Annotated in this window: 13 protein-coding genes and 3 pseudogenes; 4 read left to right on the plus strand and 12 right to left on the minus strand. The window is 57.9% G+C overall.

From position 1 onward, the window contains the following. Positions 1-1,263: a metallophosphoesterase family protein gene (locus XI09_RS04395; protein WP_271565791.1), complete on the minus strand. Its 1,263-nt coding sequence runs from the start codon at positions 1,261-1,263 to the stop codon at positions 1-3. Between the two features lie 971 nt (positions 1,264-2,234). Here XI09_RS04395 and XI09_RS04400 point away from each other — a divergent pair. Then, the gene (locus XI09_RS04400) at positions 2,235-2,441 is read left to right on the plus strand and encodes a hypothetical protein (RefSeq protein WP_271565792.1); all 207 of its coding nucleotides are present in this window, start codon (positions 2,235-2,237) and stop codon (positions 2,439-2,441) included. Between the two features lie 12 nt (positions 2,442-2,453). On the opposite strand, the gene XI09_RS04405 is transcribed toward XI09_RS04400, so the two are convergent. After that, complete coding sequence (locus XI09_RS04405; protein WP_271565793.1) at positions 2,454-2,600, minus strand: hypothetical protein; 147 nt, start codon at positions 2,598-2,600, stop codon at positions 2,454-2,456. After that, positions 2,600-3,571, minus strand: coding sequence for a restriction endonuclease (locus XI09_RS04410; protein ID WP_271565794.1), 972 nt, complete (start codon positions 3,569-3,571; stop codon positions 2,600-2,602). Before XI09_RS04410 ends, XI09_RS04405 begins: the two co-directional genes overlap by 1 nt. Before the next feature lie 60 nt (positions 3,572-3,631). Between XI09_RS04410 and XI09_RS04415 the strand changes: the two genes are divergently transcribed. Continuing rightward, the gene (locus XI09_RS04415) at positions 3,632-4,282 is read left to right on the plus strand and encodes a hypothetical protein (protein ID WP_271565795.1); all 651 of its coding nucleotides are present in this window, start codon (positions 3,632-3,634) and stop codon (positions 4,280-4,282) included. A gap of 1,118 nt (positions 4,283-5,400) precedes the next feature. Here the strand turns inward: XI09_RS04415 and XI09_RS04420 are convergent. The 4 genes and pseudogenes from XI09_RS04420 to panB form a co-directional block, all read right to left on the minus strand. Next, on the minus strand, positions 5,401-7,395 hold the full coding sequence (locus XI09_RS04420; RefSeq protein ID WP_271565796.1) for a methyl-accepting chemotaxis protein: 1,995 nt from the start codon (positions 7,393-7,395) through the stop codon (positions 5,401-5,403). Between the two features lie 847 nt (positions 7,396-8,242). After that, positions 8,243-8,482, minus strand: coding sequence for a hypothetical protein (locus XI09_RS04425; RefSeq protein WP_271565797.1), 240 nt, complete (start codon positions 8,480-8,482; stop codon positions 8,243-8,245). 1,551 nt (positions 8,483-10,033) lie between these two features. Continuing rightward, positions 10,034-10,884, minus strand: a pseudogene (panC, locus tag XI09_RS04430) (pantoate--beta-alanine ligase). A gap of 13 nt (positions 10,885-10,897) precedes the next feature. Further along, complete coding sequence (gene panB / locus XI09_RS04435) at positions 10,898-11,770, minus strand: 3-methyl-2-oxobutanoate hydroxymethyltransferase (protein WP_271565798.1); 873 nt, start codon at positions 11,768-11,770, stop codon at positions 10,898-10,900. Positions 11,771-12,401: 631 nt separating this feature from the next. On the opposite strand from panB, the gene XI09_RS04440 reads away from it, so the two are divergent. Next, positions 12,402-12,764 (plus strand): hypothetical protein, encoded by a 363-nt coding sequence (locus XI09_RS04440; RefSeq protein ID WP_271565799.1) that lies wholly within the window; start codon positions 12,402-12,404, stop codon positions 12,762-12,764. A 990-nt stretch (positions 12,765-13,754) separates the two neighbouring features. On the opposite strand, the pseudogene XI09_RS04445 reads toward XI09_RS04440, so the two are convergent. The 5 genes and pseudogenes from XI09_RS04445 to bioB all read right to left on the minus strand — a co-directional run bounded on the left by XI09_RS04445 (position 13,755) and on the right by bioB (position 18,258). Further along, a pseudogene (locus XI09_RS04445) lies at positions 13,755-15,012 on the minus strand (adenosylmethionine--8-amino-7-oxononanoate transaminase). Further along, positions 15,012-15,647 carry a dethiobiotin synthase gene (bioD, locus tag XI09_RS04450; protein ID WP_271565800.1) on the minus strand — a complete coding sequence of 212 codons (636 nt, stop codon included), beginning with the start codon at positions 15,645-15,647 and terminating at the stop codon, positions 15,012-15,014. Before bioD ends, XI09_RS04445 begins: the two are co-directional and overlap by 1 nt. Beyond that, the gene (locus XI09_RS04455; protein ID WP_271565801.1) at positions 15,644-16,798 is read right to left on the minus strand and encodes an 8-amino-7-oxononanoate synthase; all 1,155 of its coding nucleotides are present in this window, start codon (positions 16,796-16,798) and stop codon (positions 15,644-15,646) included. Before XI09_RS04455 ends, bioD begins: the two co-directional genes overlap by 4 nt. A gap of 84 nt (positions 16,799-16,882) precedes the next feature. Further along, a pseudogene (locus XI09_RS04460) lies at positions 16,883-17,223 on the minus strand (aspartate 1-decarboxylase). A 51-nt stretch (positions 17,224-17,274) separates the two neighbouring features. Continuing rightward, complete coding sequence (gene bioB, locus XI09_RS04465) at positions 17,275-18,258, minus strand: biotin synthase BioB (protein WP_271565802.1); 984 nt, start codon at positions 18,256-18,258, stop codon at positions 17,275-17,277. Positions 18,259-18,525: 267 nt separating this feature from the next. Between bioB and XI09_RS04470 the strand changes: the two genes are divergently transcribed. Further along, a complete protein-coding gene (locus XI09_RS04470; RefSeq protein WP_097669437.1) occupies positions 18,526-18,999 on the plus strand; it encodes a Mu transposase C-terminal domain-containing protein in 474 nt (157 codons plus the stop codon). Positions 19,000-19,149 lie beyond the last annotated feature (150 nt).

Here is a 19,149-nt window from a genome sequence, read left to right on the forward strand (position 1 = left end):
TCACGGCTTTTCGACAGCGAGTCGAGCGCCAAGATATGAACTGGCTTGCTCGATCATAGTGGGCAGTTGTTTTGCGATCACGGCTTCCAGGAAGGGATCATCGAGATCATTCGCCACCTCGTGGGGAAGCCTGCGAACGAGGTCGCCCAGGTCGTCCGCAATTTCCGCCTGCAGATCGCAATCGCTTGCCGCTTGAGCGAGCAGGACTTTAAGATCGTTGATCGCGCTCGCATTCGATGGCATCGTCGTTGGCGCGGTTGCATCGACGACGCGTTCGATCCAGGCGACGTCCTCGCCGAGAGCCAAGGCTGCGGCTTTCGCTTCAGCCAGCAATTGCGGCGCAGAAGCCAGAAGTTGGCCGTGAAGCGGGGTCGCGCCGCTTAGCTGGATTCGGCAGGCGAGCAGGCGGCCCTGGGCGGTTCGGGTGGCCTCGCCGATCGAGTGTTTAATTTGATCGATGACATCGCCAAATCGACCGCAATCACCGACAGGCACATCCAGGCGGATCCATCGCACGACATCGGTGTGCAGTCGTTCAATCGCTTCGATTGCGCTGTGCCGAACCGTCACCAACTGTGCCGACTTCGGTCCGACTTCGCGAATGTGACGACCCTGTAGATTGCCACAGAATACGACATGCGGATTCTCGTGCAGCACGCCCCCCTGATGCACGTGCGCTAGCGCCCAGTAGTCATAGCCCCGGGTTACAAGCTCATCGAGCGTGCATGGAGCGTAGTTCTCGTGGGGGCCTTTCATTCCGCCGAGCGCGGTGTGTAGCACCCCGATGTTGAAATATCCCTTGATTGGCGGGGGATAAGCCGCTGCCAGATTGTCAGTCGTGGCCTGCAGACGGAAGCTCTGGCCGTGAAGTGCAACACCATGATCTTCAAGTTTGAAAGTCTGAGGCTTTCGATAGCTGAACACCTGAACGCTATCAGGTAATGTCAGCCGCTTCGTGATTTGGCTTTCGGCGTCGTGATTGCCGTGCAGGACGAAGACGGGAATGTTCGCAGCGCGCAAGCGTCCCATCTGCCGAACGAAAAAGACGCCGGTTTGAAAATCACGCCAGTCGCCATCGTAGAGATCGCCGGCGATAACCATGAAGGCGACCTGGCCGTCGATCGCCTGAGTAACAAGATCTTCGAAGGCTGTTCGCGTTGCTGTTCGAATGCGTTCGACCGCTGGCCCCTCCTGCCCGCTTAGACCCTTGAGGGGACTGTCCAGGTGGATATCGCCAGTATGAATAAACTGAAATGAACTCATTGGGCATTTGCCAAATCAGGTTGCATTAGAACAAATCATGCAAGTAGACCTCCCGCAACCAGTAGCGGAGAGTTGTCACCGGATATCGGTGGAGGTGTAAGTCGGTCGCCAGCAAAAGAGCAGTCAGGAATGGATCAGGTTGGGTTGTCCTCGCCACTTTCCGCAGAACACACCCAGCAGCGCGAGCGACTCAGGATCGATGTTTGCTTTATCGACATATCAGTATGTTTTCTGCGCGACAAACATGTAACGGGCTTCAATTTCAAGATCGAGTGTGTTCTGCCGCGCCGCTTTCGTACGTAACGTACCAATCTGGACTGTTGTTTGCTGAGCTTGGAGCCGCCGATCGCAAGATGGCTCAGCACATTATCAGCCTGCTCGTCCGCGAGATTTCGACGGCTGCGCCAGCCGCGATCAGGGCAAACGAAGACCCTCGGACCATCCAAGTCCTGACGGAAACGCCAGGAATTCGCAGGAAATCAGGGCCGCATGCATGTTAGAGGCGCAATTCACTGCGCAAGTCAGGGCATCGAACGGGCGCGATTTCACGCTCGGCACCTCCCAGCCTAAAATGGCGCCGATACTGATTCGTCGGGTGGCATCATGAAGTTTGAGATTTTCGACGAGTTGGATGTGGGGGGCAGTGCGACCGGTCGTTGGGCCATCGCGAAAGAAGGCCTGCGCCCCGCCGATGAGGGTACCAGGCGTTGGCATCAGCGCGTTTCGTCGACCCCGTCGTATTTGAGCAATACGCTCGAGGGCAGAGTTCGGCGAGATGGCGTTGTGATCGGCCAGGCGCCTTCCGAGTGGGATCGCCCTGCGAGGTCGTAGCGGTGATCCCGCTGACCGCAAGCCACTTCGGCGCCAAGGGGGACAAGTGATGACGACACAGCTGCCGCTGCAGCCCCGGCTTGATGCCTATCGGGGGTCAAAGGACAATTTGCGCCGCAAAGCCGTCGAGCACAACCGCCATGGCAAGGAGAGTCGTCGACCATCTCAACACGTTGATCGCGAACAACCCGGCCGATCGGCAACAGTATCTTTACTACGAGGTAACGCACGACCTCGGACTGACCGCGGAAGAGGTTGAGTCAGCCGTGATGTACGGCGGTCATAACGCGATCACGGTCGGCGTAACCGAGGAAGGACGCCGGGCGCTGGCCAGCTACAAGAGATAGTGGGCGCGGTGGCTATGCCGCCATCTGCTTCTGAGATCGCTCCGCAGCCGCCGGCCGGCCGTTGAGAAGCGGACCACAGGCGCGGCGGATCTCCAGATTGCCGACGCGCTTTCCTGCAACGATCCTCGCCTCGCGTTCGCGCCGGATCGGCGCCGGCACTATTCACGCTCCCGCCTAGGCCACGAAAACGTCGGCCCTTCGGCGTGCCACCGGACAAGAGAGTCGATATCTACCAAAACGATTTTGTCCGACAACTTGGCGGATTCTATCGCCTCTTCGGTGAACGTAGACGTCGTGACGACGTAGCCACGAAGCGCCCTCTGCTCTTCAACGACGCCCTTGAATTGCTGGATGGACGGGCGACCAACCTTGTTATCGGCCGCATTTCGCTTGCATTGTGCGATCATCAAGCCATCAGGGTGGATAGCGAAGCCATCGACGCCAAAGTCGTTTGACTTTCGCGTCGCCCACGCCTCGAACCCAGCTGCATCAAAGAAACTCATCGTATGCCGCTCGAATTGGAACGGGTCCATGCTGAGCAGATAGCTTCGAAGCGCGACCTCCTCCTCGGGAACGGCGAAACGAGTGGGGTCCATTGGCTGCTCTGTCATCGCAGCTTTCATTTGCGCGCTCGTGTGGCGCAAGCGTTCGTCCTGGATAATCGCGTCAATGATCTCGGCAATGTGGGGGCGCGCCTCGGGATTGGTCACCACGGCCTCAATTACCGAAGTGATGCCTGCTGACCCAAGAAAGATCAGCAACAACACCGGCACTCCGAGCGCGCCGCCAAACGCAGCGATACCGACGGCATGTCCCCCGACCAAGGGAATAGCCGCCAGCGTCGTAGGGAGAGCGATCTTCATAGGCAACGGAAGATCAGAGTTCTTGTAGCCTGAAACCGCCCTCGAAACGCTCTTTGCAATCGCAACGATTGCCGTTCGCGAGTTAACGAGTGCATTCAGCTTCCTGCACTTCTCGATGGGGCTCAGATCACTCGCGACGACTGCGCGTGATTCGCTAAGCCACTGTATGGCGAGCCCCCGATCTTCTGCCCGCGTCGTATGTCTGATGGCCGAAGCAAAGCAGCTAACCAGCCACTTTGTGATGCCCACTGTGATTGCATCGAACATCGCCGCTTCCTAAGGTGGTGAATGTCCATATAGTGGCACCCGGCGCGAAAGGAAAGCAGGATGAGAACAGCATTAATACTGGTATTCTTTTTTAGTGCCACATGTGTCGTTCGCTCCGAGGACAGTCCCGTTCCCACCCCGATAGACAGGATCACCAAGTCGGCGCGGGACATGATGCCTTCGATGCCGTCCGTCTCATTGCCGTCAATGCCAGACCTATCGCTTCCCGATCTGTCCGATCCAACCGGCAAACTGATGGCCGAGTTCAACACGTTCACCCAACAGATTGGCGACGCTTTGCCCCTGCTTGAACAGATGGGCTATGAGGTCACAACGTTCAAAGTCACGTGGGGCCTTCCGCCAAAGGCGCGGTTGCGACTGAAGTCCAATGGCAATACGGACCCGCAGAAGGTTAGCGCTATCGCCGCAAAGGCTCCGAGCAACGGCGTACTGGTCTCTGCTCTGATCTCCAGTGCTGTGACTGCTAAACGCATGCAGAACAGCATGAAATTTGGTACGGCCTTTCTCGATGTAGACTTTGCAGTTCCGCCGCGCGTGAATATGAAGTTCGTAGGCTCGAAGGACAGTGCGAAGGACGATGTCCGCGATAGGCACCACTTTCCGCCACAGACGGCGCCACTTGTCGCTTCTGGGCGAGACAAGCGTTGGTCGATAGGACACAACTCTGCCGCTTCCCCGGTTACAGGTTGAGGAAGACCCCTACCAGCTCTAAACCAAAACAAATGCGAGCAAGCTAGAGCAGAGAAGCACGATGCCGGCAGCGGTCAGGGTCAAGAGGCTCCCCGAAACAAGATCACAATTGCGCATGAAACGTCCTCGATTGCGCCAGAGACGATGCAGCCGCCGCTGCCTTGCTCCATTCGTACGATCGGCATTTTCGTTCAAATTCGATGCATAATTCCGCCCCTTGTCGCAAGAGAGTGCATGTTTTCGTCGCCGCCACCGCCATGCTCGCCGTTTTGCGGCAAGACGAAAGGGATATCGATTGTGGGATTTGGTGAAAGGACCCATGGGTCTCATTGCGCTGCAGGTTCGCCGCTCCCCCTTCGCACTCGTCGCGAAAGCATCGGATGTGAGCCGTTTCATAATTGCGATTCAGCTTTGAATAGTCTCGTCGAATGCGCGGGATTTGTTGGCGGCTCGCGGTCAGCACCATACTGGCTTCGAGCCGCGCCCGACTGCACGCATGCCGCCGGTCAACGTGCCCTAGTTCAAGAATCTTGGACCGAGCAGCAATTTACTTGAGGCATTTCATCAATCCCGAGGAAAGCATAGTGACACCGCTTAGACTTGTACTCCCGATCTGCACGGCAGCCTTCGTTGCCAACACGTCGTCCGCCCTGGCCTGGGGTCAACTAGGTCATTCAGTCATTGCAGAACTGGCGCAGCGGCATTTGACACCGCTGCCAACTGCCAAAGCCGGCGCGGATATCACAAAGGCGATGTTCCCACCACCTATAGCTGCTATCGAGCGAGCGCGGCCTCGTAAACGGCTGGGCTAGGATCGCGTGGAACGCCTTCGCCTATCGAAGGCGGGACGTCGGGACTGATGCTTCTGCCGGCGCAGGCCCTCAATAAAGCGACTTGTTTAGCACAGATTTCGGGAGCTCTGGAGCTGTTGCCTCCATCCCTTGCTGCGGTTCTGCAAGGAGTCAGGGCGCCTCCATGAGGCTGAGTACGGCTCGACCCTTTTTCGTGATGAGCCACCCACCGTCAACGCGCTCGATCAGTTGCTGAGAAAAGATGTCCAGGTTCGGAACACGAGCGCCCAACCTTTTGGTGCGCGCAGCCCAGTCCCGACCGCTCAGTTAGGCCGCTTGAACCCTCCCTAGGAAATCATCGAGCTCGCGCTTCAGCCGGGAACTTTCCTGCGATAGCAGCTCGGCAGACCTCAGTACGTGCATTGACGCCCCTTCAGTTTCTTTCGCGCGATGCGTGACTTCACCCGCTCTCGCCGCCACTTCAGTGGTCCTGGTCGCGGCTTCCTGCAGATTGAACGCCATACTCTTGCTCGTAGTCTTCTGCTCACCGATGAAAGAGACGACAGTCATAGCAATGTCCGAGATGCGCGCGATGATTGCGCCCGTTTCAGAAATCGCGGCAACTGCTTCAGTCGTCGCTGACTGAATGCCCTCAATTTGTTCGCCAATCTCTACGGTCGCTTGCGCAGTTTGAGTAGCGAGAGTTTTCACCTCCTGGGCAACAACTGCGAACCCTTTGCCGCGGTCGCCGGCGCGTGCGGCTTCGATGGTCGCGTTCAGCGCGAGCAGATTTGTTTGCCGCGCGATCGCCGCGATCAGCTGAACAACGCTGCCGATCCGCTCCGTCGCGGCCGCCAAACTAACCATGCGTTGATCGCTGAGTTCCGTCTTGCGAACGGCTTCGAGCGCCATATCGGCCGCCTCCTCGACCCGTCGGCCGAGATCAGCGATCGTTGTCGCCATTTCGTTTGTCGAGGTTGCCACGTGCTGAACATTAGCCGACGCTTCTTCCGATGAGGAGGCGACTTCGAGCGAGAGTTCCCGGCTGTGATCAGCCGAACTGGTAAGGCTTCGTGCCGACGCTTCAAGTTGCGTCGAGGCAGCCGAGACTGTGTCAATCACCTGTCCCACGGTAGCCTCGAATTCGCCGGCGAGCCGCGCGATATCTGCCCTGCGCTGAACGGCAGCAGTCTGGTCTTGTTCCGCCCTGGCGTAGAGCTCTGCTTGGGCTCTCTCGTGCGCCCTCAGCTTGAACATTTCTACCGCTTCGGCCATTTCGCCAAGCTCATCTTTTCGGCCCAGCGCCGGTAGAACCACGTCGAACCTCCCTTCACCAAGCTCGCGCATGGCCGAAGTCATTGCCGCGACTGTTTTAGCAATGCGCCTGCCAAACAGTAACGCGAGCAGGCCTACGAGCATTGTCGCAAACCCGATGACCCAGAACAGATTTCGCCGAATTTCTTCCGCTCGGGTTTCGGCAGCCTCCGAATGCGCGTCCGCGGCAGCCATGATCTTCACGATTACCGGGCGAATGCGGTCGTAGATCTGACCGAGATCATCCACTTCGTCGTTCAGCGTCTCGCGCGTGACCATGAGCGATACAAAACTCGCCTTGTACGCACGGATGAGTTCGAGGACCTGAGATTTTGCTTCTGGAGCCAGGGTCGCTTGACCAAGCTCACTTTCGAAGTCTGTCTCACGCTGAGTCAGCTGATCACCGAATTTGTCTTCGCCCCGCAAGATGAAGTCCTTCTCGTGGCGACGCATCATGAGCATCAAGATCATAAGACGCGGCTGCTTCACCTGATCAAGTCGTTGCTCAACAGCGTGGACGGCACTACGCAATTTTCCTTGAAACCCGTCATCCTCATTGAAGCCGAGGTTGCGTTGCGCCGAGACAACGTTTTGAAAGCGTGTCGCATAGATATTGATGATCGGCCGCAGAGCGCCCGCCTGCCTCAAGGGGCTCTCATCTGGCAAGGCCGTCACTAATGCTTCGACGCGACTTAGGTCTGCGAGCTGACGCTCGTGTTGATCGGCATGCTTTTTTATCAACACTTCGGTTGGCTTGCGAAGGAATTCGCTCGTGATCAGGCCAGTCTCCAAAAAACTTTGTGACAATGACATGACACGCGATTTCACTTCATCACTCGCGTTAGACTCGTGCTGAACAACGCTCGCGTAGTGGAGAGCGGTCGCGCAGATTGAACCTGTGACCAAGACACCGCAAACTCCGAGCAGGGCCATTTGCTCACGCAACCCGATTCGAATGTCGCGGCGGGCCGACGACTTACCACAAATGCCAGAAACAACGTTGCTCATTGCGTGCCTCGATTGATCCTACGTTGACGCCGTACTGCTGACGAACGCCGACCCAAAGGGGCGTATTGATGTTGAGTGAGATCGAAGCTGGCGCGCTTCACTCTGACGATGACAAGGCGCTACCTAATCAGGATTGATTTCGAAATCCTGAACTGGCGCGTGAAAGACAGCGTATCCGCGCCAATTCTCGTTGCTGCTGTCTCGGATCAATTAGGACCAAGATCTGTAGTGCACTGTGATGCGTTCGGATCGAACGATAACTCTAATAGCTGCGTTTGAAGTGATTGTTGCGCACAAATCATGCACCCCACATGGAAACCTCGCCGCCATTCAGCGCGCTGAAGCGGGTATATTAGAATTCAGCTTGCGCGGTTGCGCGACTGCGCTGGCTTGGAGTTCTAGATGAGTTCTACTCATCTAGATGCTCCCTTCAGCCGCCCTTTTGGGCGTTTCCTCGCTGACTTGGCCGTGCGAAATGCTCGCACGGCCATTTTTCGCGAGCTTCGAATGTGAACGATACCGCCTAACAGCCGCGGCATATGGCGTACGATGCAATGTGCATCGGTGATTTGAAGCTCATTGGACATTGTGAGTTTGTCGCCGATCTCGGCTGCTAGGCGGACCTCGTGGCGGTCGCAGAGGCTATTGCGATGAATTGGCTCATGCCTTCTGGACAAGATCGATGCACGGCACATTTATGTCCGCGTCACTAGATATTGAAGGCAATCTGTCGCCCAATTTTTGGACGCTATGTCCTGCCCCCCAAGCGTCGGGTGTCTGAGGCACCGTGCGCAGACGTGTGATTGCCTTCAGCCAAACCGCGGAGCTTGGGTATCGCGCCCAGCACTCACTCTTGCCGTCTCACCCATGATGGGGTTGGATTGAGTGGCCTACGATATAACTCAGTATTTTCAACGCTGATAACCCGTACCGCACAGCCTTTAGCCTTCAGCTCCGGATGCACAATAGACAGTTCGGTCGCAAGCTGCTCTGCTCGATCGACGGCCAACTCAATATTCTCGAGGATAAGGCCGCCTTGATTCTTGTACTCCTCACCAATCACGAGATCAAAAGAGTAGTAAGGCATCCGAATTCTCCCATTTCTCGGATTGGCTCCATGAAACGCACTTCGCGATCCGCTCGGGCGTGAGATGGCCGGTTCGTCCGCATGGAGAGGAATTGCTAGGAGCTGACTCGAAATCCACGCGAAATATAGGGGGCCCGACTTATCTCGTTCCTTTGCGATACTGTTATTGGATCTCCAAAGTCCAGGCTCTCTCACCAGGGACACGTCTTAACGAAGAGCGCACTCGCAAGAATGAGAGCTTCTCTGTTCGATCGACCGATCTCGCCGAATTGTTCGACCCGAGCACCATCGGAGTATACTGGAGCGCGCTCGATTGGAGGGCCTCACGCGCTCGCTGACACTGCCGACCACACGAAAGGTCGATCCAGCACAGGCTTGGAGAGCTGGCGCGCATTAAAATGATCATCTACCGCTGAGTGAGATTGATGGGCAACGCTGCCGGGCTTGACTGTGAACTCGCTCGCAACGAGATGGTGCGCACGCGCTGGAATACCCCGAGTGGTTCCTGGGTCGCAGATACGCTCTACCATTGAGTGCGAAGCGCTCGATCGGGTTGTGGGCCGTTCGACTCCAGGCCCGACTGGCTGTCGGGCCGCGCAATAGGGTCGGTCTGAACACAGTAGTTCGTTCCCAAGCCGGATGAGATTGTATTGCAATCGGATTCTTTGCAGCGCGTCGCGCTTGCTGTGTCGCACCAACCCTTCTGCATATTGGCACATTCGGAGTCGGTAGAAATGGTAGCCCATATCCTACTCCCATGTCGCTTTGCGGCATACCTTCCAGTAATTGAGAACGTGCTGTGATCCTACACAGTATTGAGATGCTGGTATTTATTCGTGCAATGTGTTCGGCATCCACGCTTTAATTCTGCTTGCGAGCACTCTTTATCGTTTGATTTCAGCGGTTCGGACCCGTTGTACTTGCGGAGTCACACATTGGCAGATGTTGCTGGTCAGCGCTTCGTCCCAGCGCGAGAGCCGCATGCGAGGCGACAAGGAGCGAGACGCTGAGTCCGGGGGCCTCCCGCGGCTCACAGAGCGCTTGCAGTTGAGAGATCGACGCCTTTCAGCAGGAGGCCCTCCGCAGCGGCGCCACAATCGAGGCATTCTATAATTTCAACAGGCCCGACCGTCGGCTGAACCTCTCGATCACTCGACTTGATGTTGCTGGCACGAATGGTCGCTGGCCGTTCAGCCCGACTATTTTAACTTTGCACGGCGCCGCGATTGCTGGGACCAGAACATACCCCTCGAGCTGACAACGACGATATGCTCACTCAGTTCGGCCAAGCAATCGGTTCGTCCAATAACGTGAGTGAAATGACCTTCTGAGGCTTCTGATCCCATGGCCGGTACAAGCCTTCGCATCTGTCGGGGCCGCAACGCTTGGAGCGCCTGCTTTGGCCCAAGCATGCTTGCTCGATTGAGATCCCCAGGACGCCTTGCCCGACTCCAAGAAACAAAATCAGACAGAAACGCAATGACGGAGCTGCTAGGCGCCGCTCTCCAAGAGCTATGCCTATCCAGTATAGGCGCCGTCACTGTGATTGCACTAAATAGCCACCTGCTGAAGTATCACGTTGTCGATGAGTCGGGTTGAGCCGATGAAGGCAGCAGCACAGAGTGCCGAAGCGCGCCGCAGAGGGCTTTCGGCCGGTTTGAGCGTATCAGCGTCGACCAGCTCAAGGTACTGCAGTCGGTCAACCATCGCCAAATGTCTCTTTGCGATCGCGATGAGGCGATCCGCCTCCCGCTCGCCTGAGCGAAACTCATCGGCTGCCGCGAACAGCCCACGGCTGATGGCGAGAGCTCGCCGACGCTCTTTTGCGCAAAGAAACCGATTGCGACTACTCATTGCGAGGCCGTCCGGCTCCCGCACAGTCGGTACGGTGATGATCTCGATGGGAAGATTGAGATCAGCGACCATCCGGCCGTATGACTGCGCACTGTTGAAGATCCTTTTGTCCGAATAGCGCAATATCCGGCTGCACCATATTGAACAGCTTGCAGACGACGGTTGCGACGCCCCGAAAATGCCCAGGTCTGAAAGTTCCGCACAATGGCTTCGCGAGCTCGCCAGGCTCCGCGAAGGTCTCAAATGGCGGCGGATAGACTTCCTTTGCATCCGGAGCAAAGAGGATTGCGACACCGGTGTCGCGGCACAGTTTCTCATCGCGCGCGAAATCGCGCGGATAGGTGCCGAGATCCTCAGTCGGACCGAACTGAGTTGGATTGACAGATGCTGAGAACGGTGACGTCGCACAGTGCCCGGCTCGCCTCGACGAGCCTAAGGTGGCCGTCGTGAAGGTAACCCACCGTTGGAACAAATCCGACACGCCTACCAGCTTTGCGAGCCTCTGCCAGGACACAACGAAGCCCTGCGACCGCCGTTATTGTTTGCATTTTGTGCCTTGCATCAGGTTGAGCTGGACGGTGTCCAGTTTGCGATCGTGTCGCGAAGGCCATCAGGAAGCCGATAGGACTGCTGGTGGGTCGGGAATGCGGCCTGACGGACATCGGCCGCCCAGTGTGACAGCGCCTGCTGCAGAAGCGCAAAACCATTTGCATAGGCGCGAACGAACTTGGGCCGATGACCTAGAGTCAGGCCCAGAACGTCATGGAATACGAGCACTTGGCCCGAGCAATCGGGGCCCGCTCCAATCCCGATGGTCGGTATTGTCAAAGTTTCCGTCGCGCGCGCGGCGAGTTCGGCCGGCACGCCTTCCAGGACCAGCGCGAAGCAGCCGGCGTCCTGCAGATGGTGAGCGTCATCGAGCAAGCGCAAGGCGTCATCGGTAGTTCTTCCCTGAACCTTGAATCCGCCCATGACATTGACGCTCTGGGGGGTGAGACCGATATGGCCCATTACAGGAATTTCGCAATCGACCAGCGCACGCACCATCCCGGCACGTCTGCTACCGCCCTCGAGTTTCACGGCATCGGCGCCACGCTGCAAAAGACCTCCAACGTTCCGTATCGTCTCCTCGGGACTGAGGTGAAAGCTGAGAAATGGCATGTCGGCCACGAGCAAGGCGCGAGGCTTTGTGCGCGCAACCGCCTCCAAATGATGGTTCATCATCGCCATGCTGACCGGCAGCGTGTCATCGAAGCCAAGGCAGACATTGCCAACGCTATCCCCGACGAGAATGATATCGACGACCGGATCAGCGATACGTGCCGTAACCGCGTCGTAAGCTGTGGTCATGGTGATGCGACGCCCCTCCTCCTTCCATCGCTGCAGGACTGGAATCGTGATGGGTTCAACAGGCGCGTCTGAATTGTGGCTCATCCTCAGTTTCCTTGCAGCCCTCATTCCGCAATGAGCACTTCGTAGGTAGGTCGAGAGAAAGCTGTCAATGGCGGGACAAGAGAAGAATACACCTCTCCACAATCGCGGGGAGGGCGCACAAAACTCTCTAATGGTCGCGCAATCATCGGTCAGAATTTTCTCAGTCGCCGGCTCGGCAACGGAACTGCCTTGATCCGGGTTGACGCATACATCAGCGCACCGCTTTGCCAAACCGCTCGAAAGAGCGGCGGAGACGTTCGGCGGCCGCGAAGCAACTTGATGAGAAAACGTCTTCCGCGAAGCGCGCGAATATCGCTTCATTTGCTCGAGTCAAGCGAACGTCCCGAATGATACGGCGCGCTCACGAGCAGCAGAAGAAGAAGCGCCCTGTTGGCCTTATAACGCGCATCGGATCGGGTGGAGCCCTGAACCCGATGTTGACCAATGAGCCTTCGGTCCAGCAGATCGACCATGACCATCGTCGTCATCGCCGCTTCAAATCCACCTCGTAGATCGGAATTCGATCAAACATGCCATCAGCCTCTCAAGCCATAGAACCTCCTCCTGTTGGCATTCGCGCATTCATCGCGCAGCCAATGCTCCTGACGGTCAAGCCGATCCCGATGGCGGCATGCGTACCGATAAGGACGTCGGCAATGTCATCCATATGATCCTGAAACAAGGCAGGCCACCGATCGACGACCCAGCCCTGCCGGATGGCGTCCGGAGGTCCGCCCGCGCTCGCTCTGCGGTGCAAGCAGTTGACGGCCGCGACGTACGTCTGTCAATGTCGGCGGACGATTGGGTTACTGGAGCGTGGCAGATGCGCAACCGGCCGGCCGGTACAAATACAGACAAAGGAGCAGGATGTCGCCGTCTCGGCGCAGCACCCACCGCGATGGCGATGAGGATTGCTCACGAAGGCTCCCGTTTCGACGCGGGCAGATCCGGCGTCGCAAAAGGTATCAAGGCTAGCAAGGACCAGAAGAAATAGAAGGATGCGACCCTTTCATAGGGCGCGATCGACTGACCGCGTCGGATGATAGCTTTGCCGCAGCGCGCTTCTTCATCCTGTAAGCATTGAAATCGATGATTGTTACCGAGCTTTCTCCCATTTGATTCGTTCCTGCCACTCTTGAAACTGCCCCGCTTGGTTCGATGATTGTTGCAGAACTATTCTCCCGACACCTATCTGCCGAGAGCACGGTCGGCTGCAGCCAGTCGGATACCACGCATCAAGCTGTTCGCAACCAGCGAAGCCACTTGTGGTCGGTCTCCCGCCGCGCCTTGAAGCGGTCGACGCATTTCCTGGAGCAAAGCGCCGTTTGCCAGCAGTAGTAGCGGATAAGCCCAAACCTTCCGCCACATACAGCGCAGCACCTAGCTGAACCGTGCTGGGAAGCATGATAGTCGTTGCGCATTGTCGCCTCCTGTCGGCGTTATGTGGATATCTTCATGCATTGTCGATTCCGCAGCACCGCGCTCGCACACGTCAAAGTGCGGCGTCGCCAATTCCGATTCTCGCGGCATGTACGGACTGCCAGGCGCCAGACTGTGACTCTGATGTACGCCTTCTTCGCGAAGCGCCGCACTCTATTCGAGCGCGCCCCCGCAGAGAATTTCTTACTGTAAGAGAGAATTTAATCTTGATTGAAGCAATCAGCAGCATCTAAACGATTAAATCCTGCGTCTTTTTGCCTATCTTTGACGATCTTCAACTGGCCAGGCGACGGCGATCGTTAGCGGCCCCGCCCGGTCTCGTGCAGCCGCATTGTCACCACGCTACGCGCGGAAACGTCCAGCGATCTCGTAATCGCGAGGAAGGAACGTCTCAGCCGATCCGGCCTTGTAAGGGGAGCACCTTTAGGTCGTGCTGGCCAACAGGTATGGGAGCGCGATTAGGGCGCGTGCGGTTGCGCGGTATGTCAGGTATTGTCTCAGATCTTTCGGGGAGCTGCCGGTGCGCGCCACCCAAATCGCCTCCTCAAGCGAGCGCATCGGCCGCATCACCAATCGCGGCATAGATTTCATCAAGATCGGCTGCCGTAACGCATTAGGGCGGCATCACATAGATCGTATTGCCGAGCGGGCGCAGTAACAGATTTCGGTCCCTGAAAAATGCCTGAAGCTTCGGACCGATGGCCGCGAGATAATCGTTTGTTTTGAGATCGAGCGCTGTGATGGTTCCGGTCCGGCGGACGTTTGCAAAACGCGGATCGGCGCGGAATGGCTGGATTGCCTGTTCTTGCATGGTGGCGACCGAGGCCAGGCGCTGGTAAGTTTCCTGATCCTGCCAGAGATCGAGATTGGCCTTTGCCGCGGCGCAGGCCACCGGATTGGCCGTATATGAACTCGAATGAAAGAAGGTCCGCGTACGATCTTTCGAATAGTATGCGTCGAAAATCTCCGCACGGCAGAGCGTCACCGCGAGCGGAAGCGCCCCTCCCGTGAGGCCTTTCGAATAGCGGGCGATATCGGGCGTGACCTCGGCCTGCTCGCAGGCAAACAGTGTTCCGGTGCGGCCCCAGCCTGTCATGACCTCGTCGGCAATGAACAGGACGTCTGAGGCCTCGCAGATTTGCTTCATCTTCTTGAGCATCCAGGCCGGGTACATCAGCATCCCGCCCGCGCCCAATATCAGAGGCTCCACAATGAAGGCGGCGGGCCTTTCGTTTCGACATGCACGCTCGAGCTCATCGAGCGTTGCCTGCTCACGGTCTCTCGCGGGAAACGGGATTGAGATAACTTCGAACAGCAGCGGCCCATACGCCGCGTTGAAGACGCCACGGGCGCCAACCGACATCGCCCCTATCGTATCACCGTGGTAGGAATGTTGCATCATGACGATGCGCGTTCGCTGCTCGCCGATATTGCGCCAGTAGCCGAGCGCCATCTTCAGAGCGACTTCCACGCTGGTCGAGCCCCTGTCAGAGAAGAAGACATGGTCAAGTCCACGGGGCGCAAGTTTCAGGAGCTGCCCCGCAACCTTTTCGGCCGAATCGTGGGTGTAGCCAGCGAAGATGACCTGATTTACCTTGCCTGCCTGTCCTGGATAGCGCGCTGACAATCCGGGGATGGCAATGCCCGTGGGTCACGACCCACCAGGACGAGATTGCATCCAGGATACGGCGACCGTCCGAGGTATAGAGATAAGCACCACTACGACGTACGACCTCGATCATCTCGTCTTGAAGCGCATGTTGCGTGAACGGATGCCAGATCGCCGATCTCTTCTTTGGCATCACAGGTTCAGGAAATTATTGCGGACAAACGCATCTTTGAAGACGGCGTGGAGCGTTTCTGGCGTGAGAGGAGAGAGCCAGGGCAATCGCCCCAACCAGCGCACTCGCCCGATGTCACAGATTGCGCTTTCAGTCTCAGGATTTCGTTCACCGATGAATGCAACCCCAAGAATACTGATGTGGCGCTTCCGCAGGGCCTCTACCGATAGCAGCGAATGATTAATGGTACCCAGTGCCGTCCTCGCGCATAGCACCACAGGAAGCTGCCATCGCTCGAAGACCTCAATGAGAAGTGCGCCTCGCGTCAGGGGCACCATCAGCCCGCCGGCCCCCTCGATCACGAGCGGCCGCTCGCCGGTGTCCGGCAGATGAAGCGAATCCACATCAATACGCTTTTCGTCGAGTTCCGCGGAATGATGTGGCGAAGAGGGCGTTCGCAGACGGTAAAGCTCCGGGATCACCCGATCGCTTGATAGACCTCCCAGCCGTACGACGAGCTGGGTGTCGGTCTCACCTTCGAGGCCAGCCTGGATCGGTTTCCAGTAGTTTGCCCCGAGCAGATGAGCGAGGCCTGCGGAAAAGACCGTTTTTCCAATCCCGGTATCGGTACCGGTCACTACGATCCGCCGGCTCATCGAAGCCAGCCCTTCGTCTCCTCAGCGAGCGCATCTAGCATTGCACGCACGTCATCCTCCCCGACGTTGAGTGTCACTGAAATTCGCAAACGGGCCGTGCCCACCGGTACGGTTGGCGGCCGAATCCCGCGGATATCGAAGCCGCGAGCCTGCAATGCCGAGGCGAGCTGCATCGCGCGCGCATTGTCGCCAACAATATACGGCACGATCTGGGTGTCCGAAGGACTCCGAAGACCGCGCAAACCGATCTCCCGATGGGTAAACGCGACCAGGCTAGCCAAACGCTGCTGACGCTCGGGCTCTTCCTGCAGGATTGAAAGCGCCTCCCGCACAGCTACAGCCATCAATGGTGACGGTGCGGTGGCGAAGATGAACGGACGACAGCGATTGACCATGAAATCGCGCAGCGCACTGGCAGCCGTAACAATCGCGCCGACGGCCCCAAGCGCCTTGCCGCAAGTATGAACGGCCAACAGATTTCCGCGTCGCTCATAGGCCGCGGTGAGCCCGCGTCCCTGCTCGCCGTAGACGCCTGTTGCGTGAGCCTCGTCGACCATCAGGAACGCATCGTATCTGTCCGCAAGCGCGACCAGCTCTCCGAGGGGAGCAAAATCGCCATCCATGCTGTAGACACTTTCGACCACGATCCAGACGCGGCCCACTCCGCCGCTGGTTCGCCAGTCACGGATCGTGCTTTCGATCGACTGGGGATCATTGTGCTCGCTTATCCGAACGTCGGCCCGGCCGGCTCGCGCGCCTTCATGAATGCTTGCGTGCACGAGAGAATCGAGAACAAGCAGGTCGCCCCGCTGTGGCAGCGTTGTCAGGACGGCAAAATTTGCGACGTAACCGCTGCTGAAAAAAAGCGCTGCATCGGCGCTGAAGAATTGTGCCGCTTGTGCCTCGAGACGTTCGTGCTCCTCGCAATTGCCGCGCAGAAGCCTCGAACCGCCAGCTCCGATCGGCGTGCCGTCATGCAGGGCGGCCACGATAGCCTTCTTCATGCGCGGCGCGCTCGCGAGCGCCAGATAATCGTTTGAAGTGAAATCTATTCCCACGCGCGGCTTGAGGCCGCGCAGCCGGTGGTCATCCTTCAGTGCATGCAAGGCTGCGACATAGTTGCGAAATCTGGTCGCGTGCTTTGAATCCATTCGTCATTCTCAAGTAGCGATCCATCTCGCAAGAGGTTCTTGCGGCGCGATGGTCTGGGGCTTCAGCAACGGTCTTTTTGGCTGTTAACTTCGCAAGATGCGATTTTCCCGGTCGACCAGGACAACGCGTGTTTTGAGAGTTTAGCTTCCACCTGGTCGAAGCAGCATAAGCTTTTGTCTTCGGGCGTTGCGAGCCGCGCGGCCGCACCGTTCAAGTTTATTGTGCCAGATCCAGGAGGGGCTTCAACAAAAGAGGTGGCGAAGCGCGCTCCAGTTTTCATATCGTAGATCTCGACGCGCTCATTGATTAGAAACCCTGTCGCATCGAGCAGCGCACGACCAATCCACATCGAGCCTTCACCGAGCAAATCAGTCTCCATCACCGACGCGCGATGAATTTTGCCGTTCATCACCGTAACTTGCATTCCCCACCTAAGCCGGGTTCTGCGGAGAGCGCGCTCGCAGCTCCGCTCCACTCAGGCAAGCACGGATGTGATGCCGAGCCGCTCCAGCAAATTCTTGTCGCGGTCTCGCACCGGTTTTTTGGTCGTCAACAGCACATCGCCGATGAAGATCGAATTTGCGCCAACCAGAAAGCAAAGTGCTTGCAGTCCGTCCGTCATATACTGCCGTCCGGCCGACAACCGCACCACGCTCTTCGGCATCATGATCCGGGCCGTCGCGACCAGGCGCACCAGCGCGATCGGGTCCGGGCGCTCGGCGGTTTCATTGACCGGCACGCCTTGGACCTCGTTCCAGAGATTGATCGGCACACTTTCCGGATGTCGGGGGAGATTGGCGAGAAGCACGAGCATGCCGAGGCGATCCTCGACGCGCTCGCCCATACCAACAATTCCACCGCAACAGACCTTGATGCCGGCCTCGCGCACATGCGCAAGCGTCTCGATGCGATCCTGCAAGGTCCGCGTTGTGATGATTTTTCCGTAGAATTCGGGCGAGGAGTCGATGTTGTGATTGTAGAAATCGAGCCCGGCATCAGCGAGCTGCGCGGCCAGCTTCGGCGTGAGCATGCCGAGCGTGACGCACGTCTCCATGCCAATCCCCTTAACTGCCGTGATCATGCTGCATATCTGATCAAGATCCCGGTCTTTCGGGCTGCGCCAGGCGGCAGCCATGCAGAAGCGAGCCGCGCCGGCATACTTGGCGCGCTGTGCGGTGGCGACCACATCGGCTTGATTCATCAGACGAGTGGCCTTGAGGCCAGTGTCGTAATGCGCGCTTTGCGAGCAGTAGCCGCAGTCTTCCGGGCACCAACCGGTTTTGATGCTGAGCAGGCTTGCGGTTTCGACGCGGTTTGGATCGAAGTTGTCGCGATGAATGCTCTGCGCCTGAAACGTCAGGTCGGCAAATGGCAAGCGATAAAGCGCCTCGGCGCCCACACGATTCCAGTCGCTACGAGCTGACGCCCTGCTCCCGCCCACCTCTACACCAGCAGCCATAAGACTTCCACGCCCACGAGCCGATTGACAACTATCGTCCAACGAGGGCCCCGAGTGGCTTGTGGTGTCCGCCACCGCCCAGCTGGCGCTCACCAAAAAATGTATGGCTCCTTCGACATCCAAAATCCGCGAAAACTGGCGCCTGACTGAAGAAATCCTGCAATATTTGGACACCTCATACAACTAGGCGCGGCTCGCGTAAACCGCCGAGGTCGAACGCGACAGCCGTTGCAGCAGGCTCGATCCCAAGCTAGGTATGCGACCTCCTTGCGTCATTGCACCGCTGACGCGCTTGTCACGCTAGAAGACCTCAACGAGCTGATCCACGAGTTCATCGACGTCTATCACTACCGTCCGCACGATGGCATCAACGCCATCCCCGCACGCGCCTGGAAGGAAGGCCTCGCGATCCAGCGCCGCAACTGGATCAAGGACGTCGCCGCGCTCGACCACGTCCTCGGTCGCGTCGAGACGGCGACCATTTCCGGCAACGGTATCAAGTTCAAGAACATGCGCTGGCACGACGAGACCGTTACTTCGGCTCTCCTGAACGATCTCGTCCGCCTCGAAGCGAAGCGGTCGCAGGATCCACGCACCTTCGGTCAGGCGCGCGCGCGTGTGATCGTGAAGTGGAATCCGGCCGACGCCTCCAGCATCAGCGTCTGGAATCGCGGCAAGCCGCCCCTCCCGTTTGAGCGCTTGAACTCTTTCCACCACTTCTGTTATGCGGGCCGACTCTAGCTCGTATGGGCGCCCCATTCTCTCCCTGATATTACCGTAGATCGACGCAGTCTTTGCTACGTGCGGCCCGGCTCCGACGATCGTTTCTGCAAACTCACACTCCGGATGAATCGCCGCAAAGAGCCCGCAGGCTTGCCGCAGACGGAGCAG

This window comes from Bradyrhizobium sp. CCBAU 11386 (genome assembly GCF_028128955.1).
Taxonomy (GTDB): Bacteria; Pseudomonadota; Alphaproteobacteria; order Rhizobiales; family Xanthobacteraceae; genus Bradyrhizobium.

Bases quoted from the DNA above. Each gene is read 5' to 3' on its own strand.
- XI09_RS04395 (WP_271565791.1), bottom strand. From the start codon at position 1,263: ATGAGTTCATTTCAGTTTATTCATACTGGCGATATCCACCTGGACAGT.
- XI09_RS04400 (WP_271565792.1), top strand. From the start codon at position 2,235: ATGGCAAGGAGAGTCGTCGACCATCTCAACACGTTGATCGCGAACAAC.
- XI09_RS04410 (WP_271565794.1), bottom strand. From the start codon at position 3,571: ATGTTCGATGCAATCACAGTGGGCATCACAAAGTGGCTGGTTAGCTGC.
- XI09_RS04415 (WP_271565795.1), top strand. From the start codon at position 3,632: ATGAGAACAGCATTAATACTGGTATTCTTTTTTAGTGCCACATGTGTC.
- XI09_RS04420 (WP_271565796.1), bottom strand. From the start codon at position 7,395: ATGAGCAACGTTGTTTCTGGCATTTGTGGTAAGTCGTCGGCCCGCCGC.
- XI09_RS04425 (WP_271565797.1), bottom strand. From the start codon at position 8,482: ATGCCTTACTACTCTTTTGATCTCGTGATTGGTGAGGAGTACAAGAAT.
- panB (WP_271565798.1), bottom strand. From the start codon at position 11,770: ATGAGCCACAATTCAGACGCGCCTGTTGAACCCATCACGATTCCAGTC.
- XI09_RS04440 (WP_271565799.1), top strand. From the start codon at position 12,402: ATGCGTACCGATAAGGACGTCGGCAATGTCATCCATATGATCCTGAAA.
- bioD (WP_271565800.1), bottom strand. From the start codon at position 15,647: ATGAGCCGGCGGATCGTAGTGACCGGTACCGATACCGGGATTGGAAAA.
- XI09_RS04455 (WP_271565801.1), bottom strand. From the start codon at position 16,798: ATGGATTCAAAGCACGCGACCAGATTTCGCAACTATGTCGCAGCCTTG.
- bioB (WP_271565802.1), bottom strand. From the start codon at position 18,258: ATGGCTGCTGGTGTAGAGGTGGGCGGGAGCAGGGCGTCAGCTCGTAGC.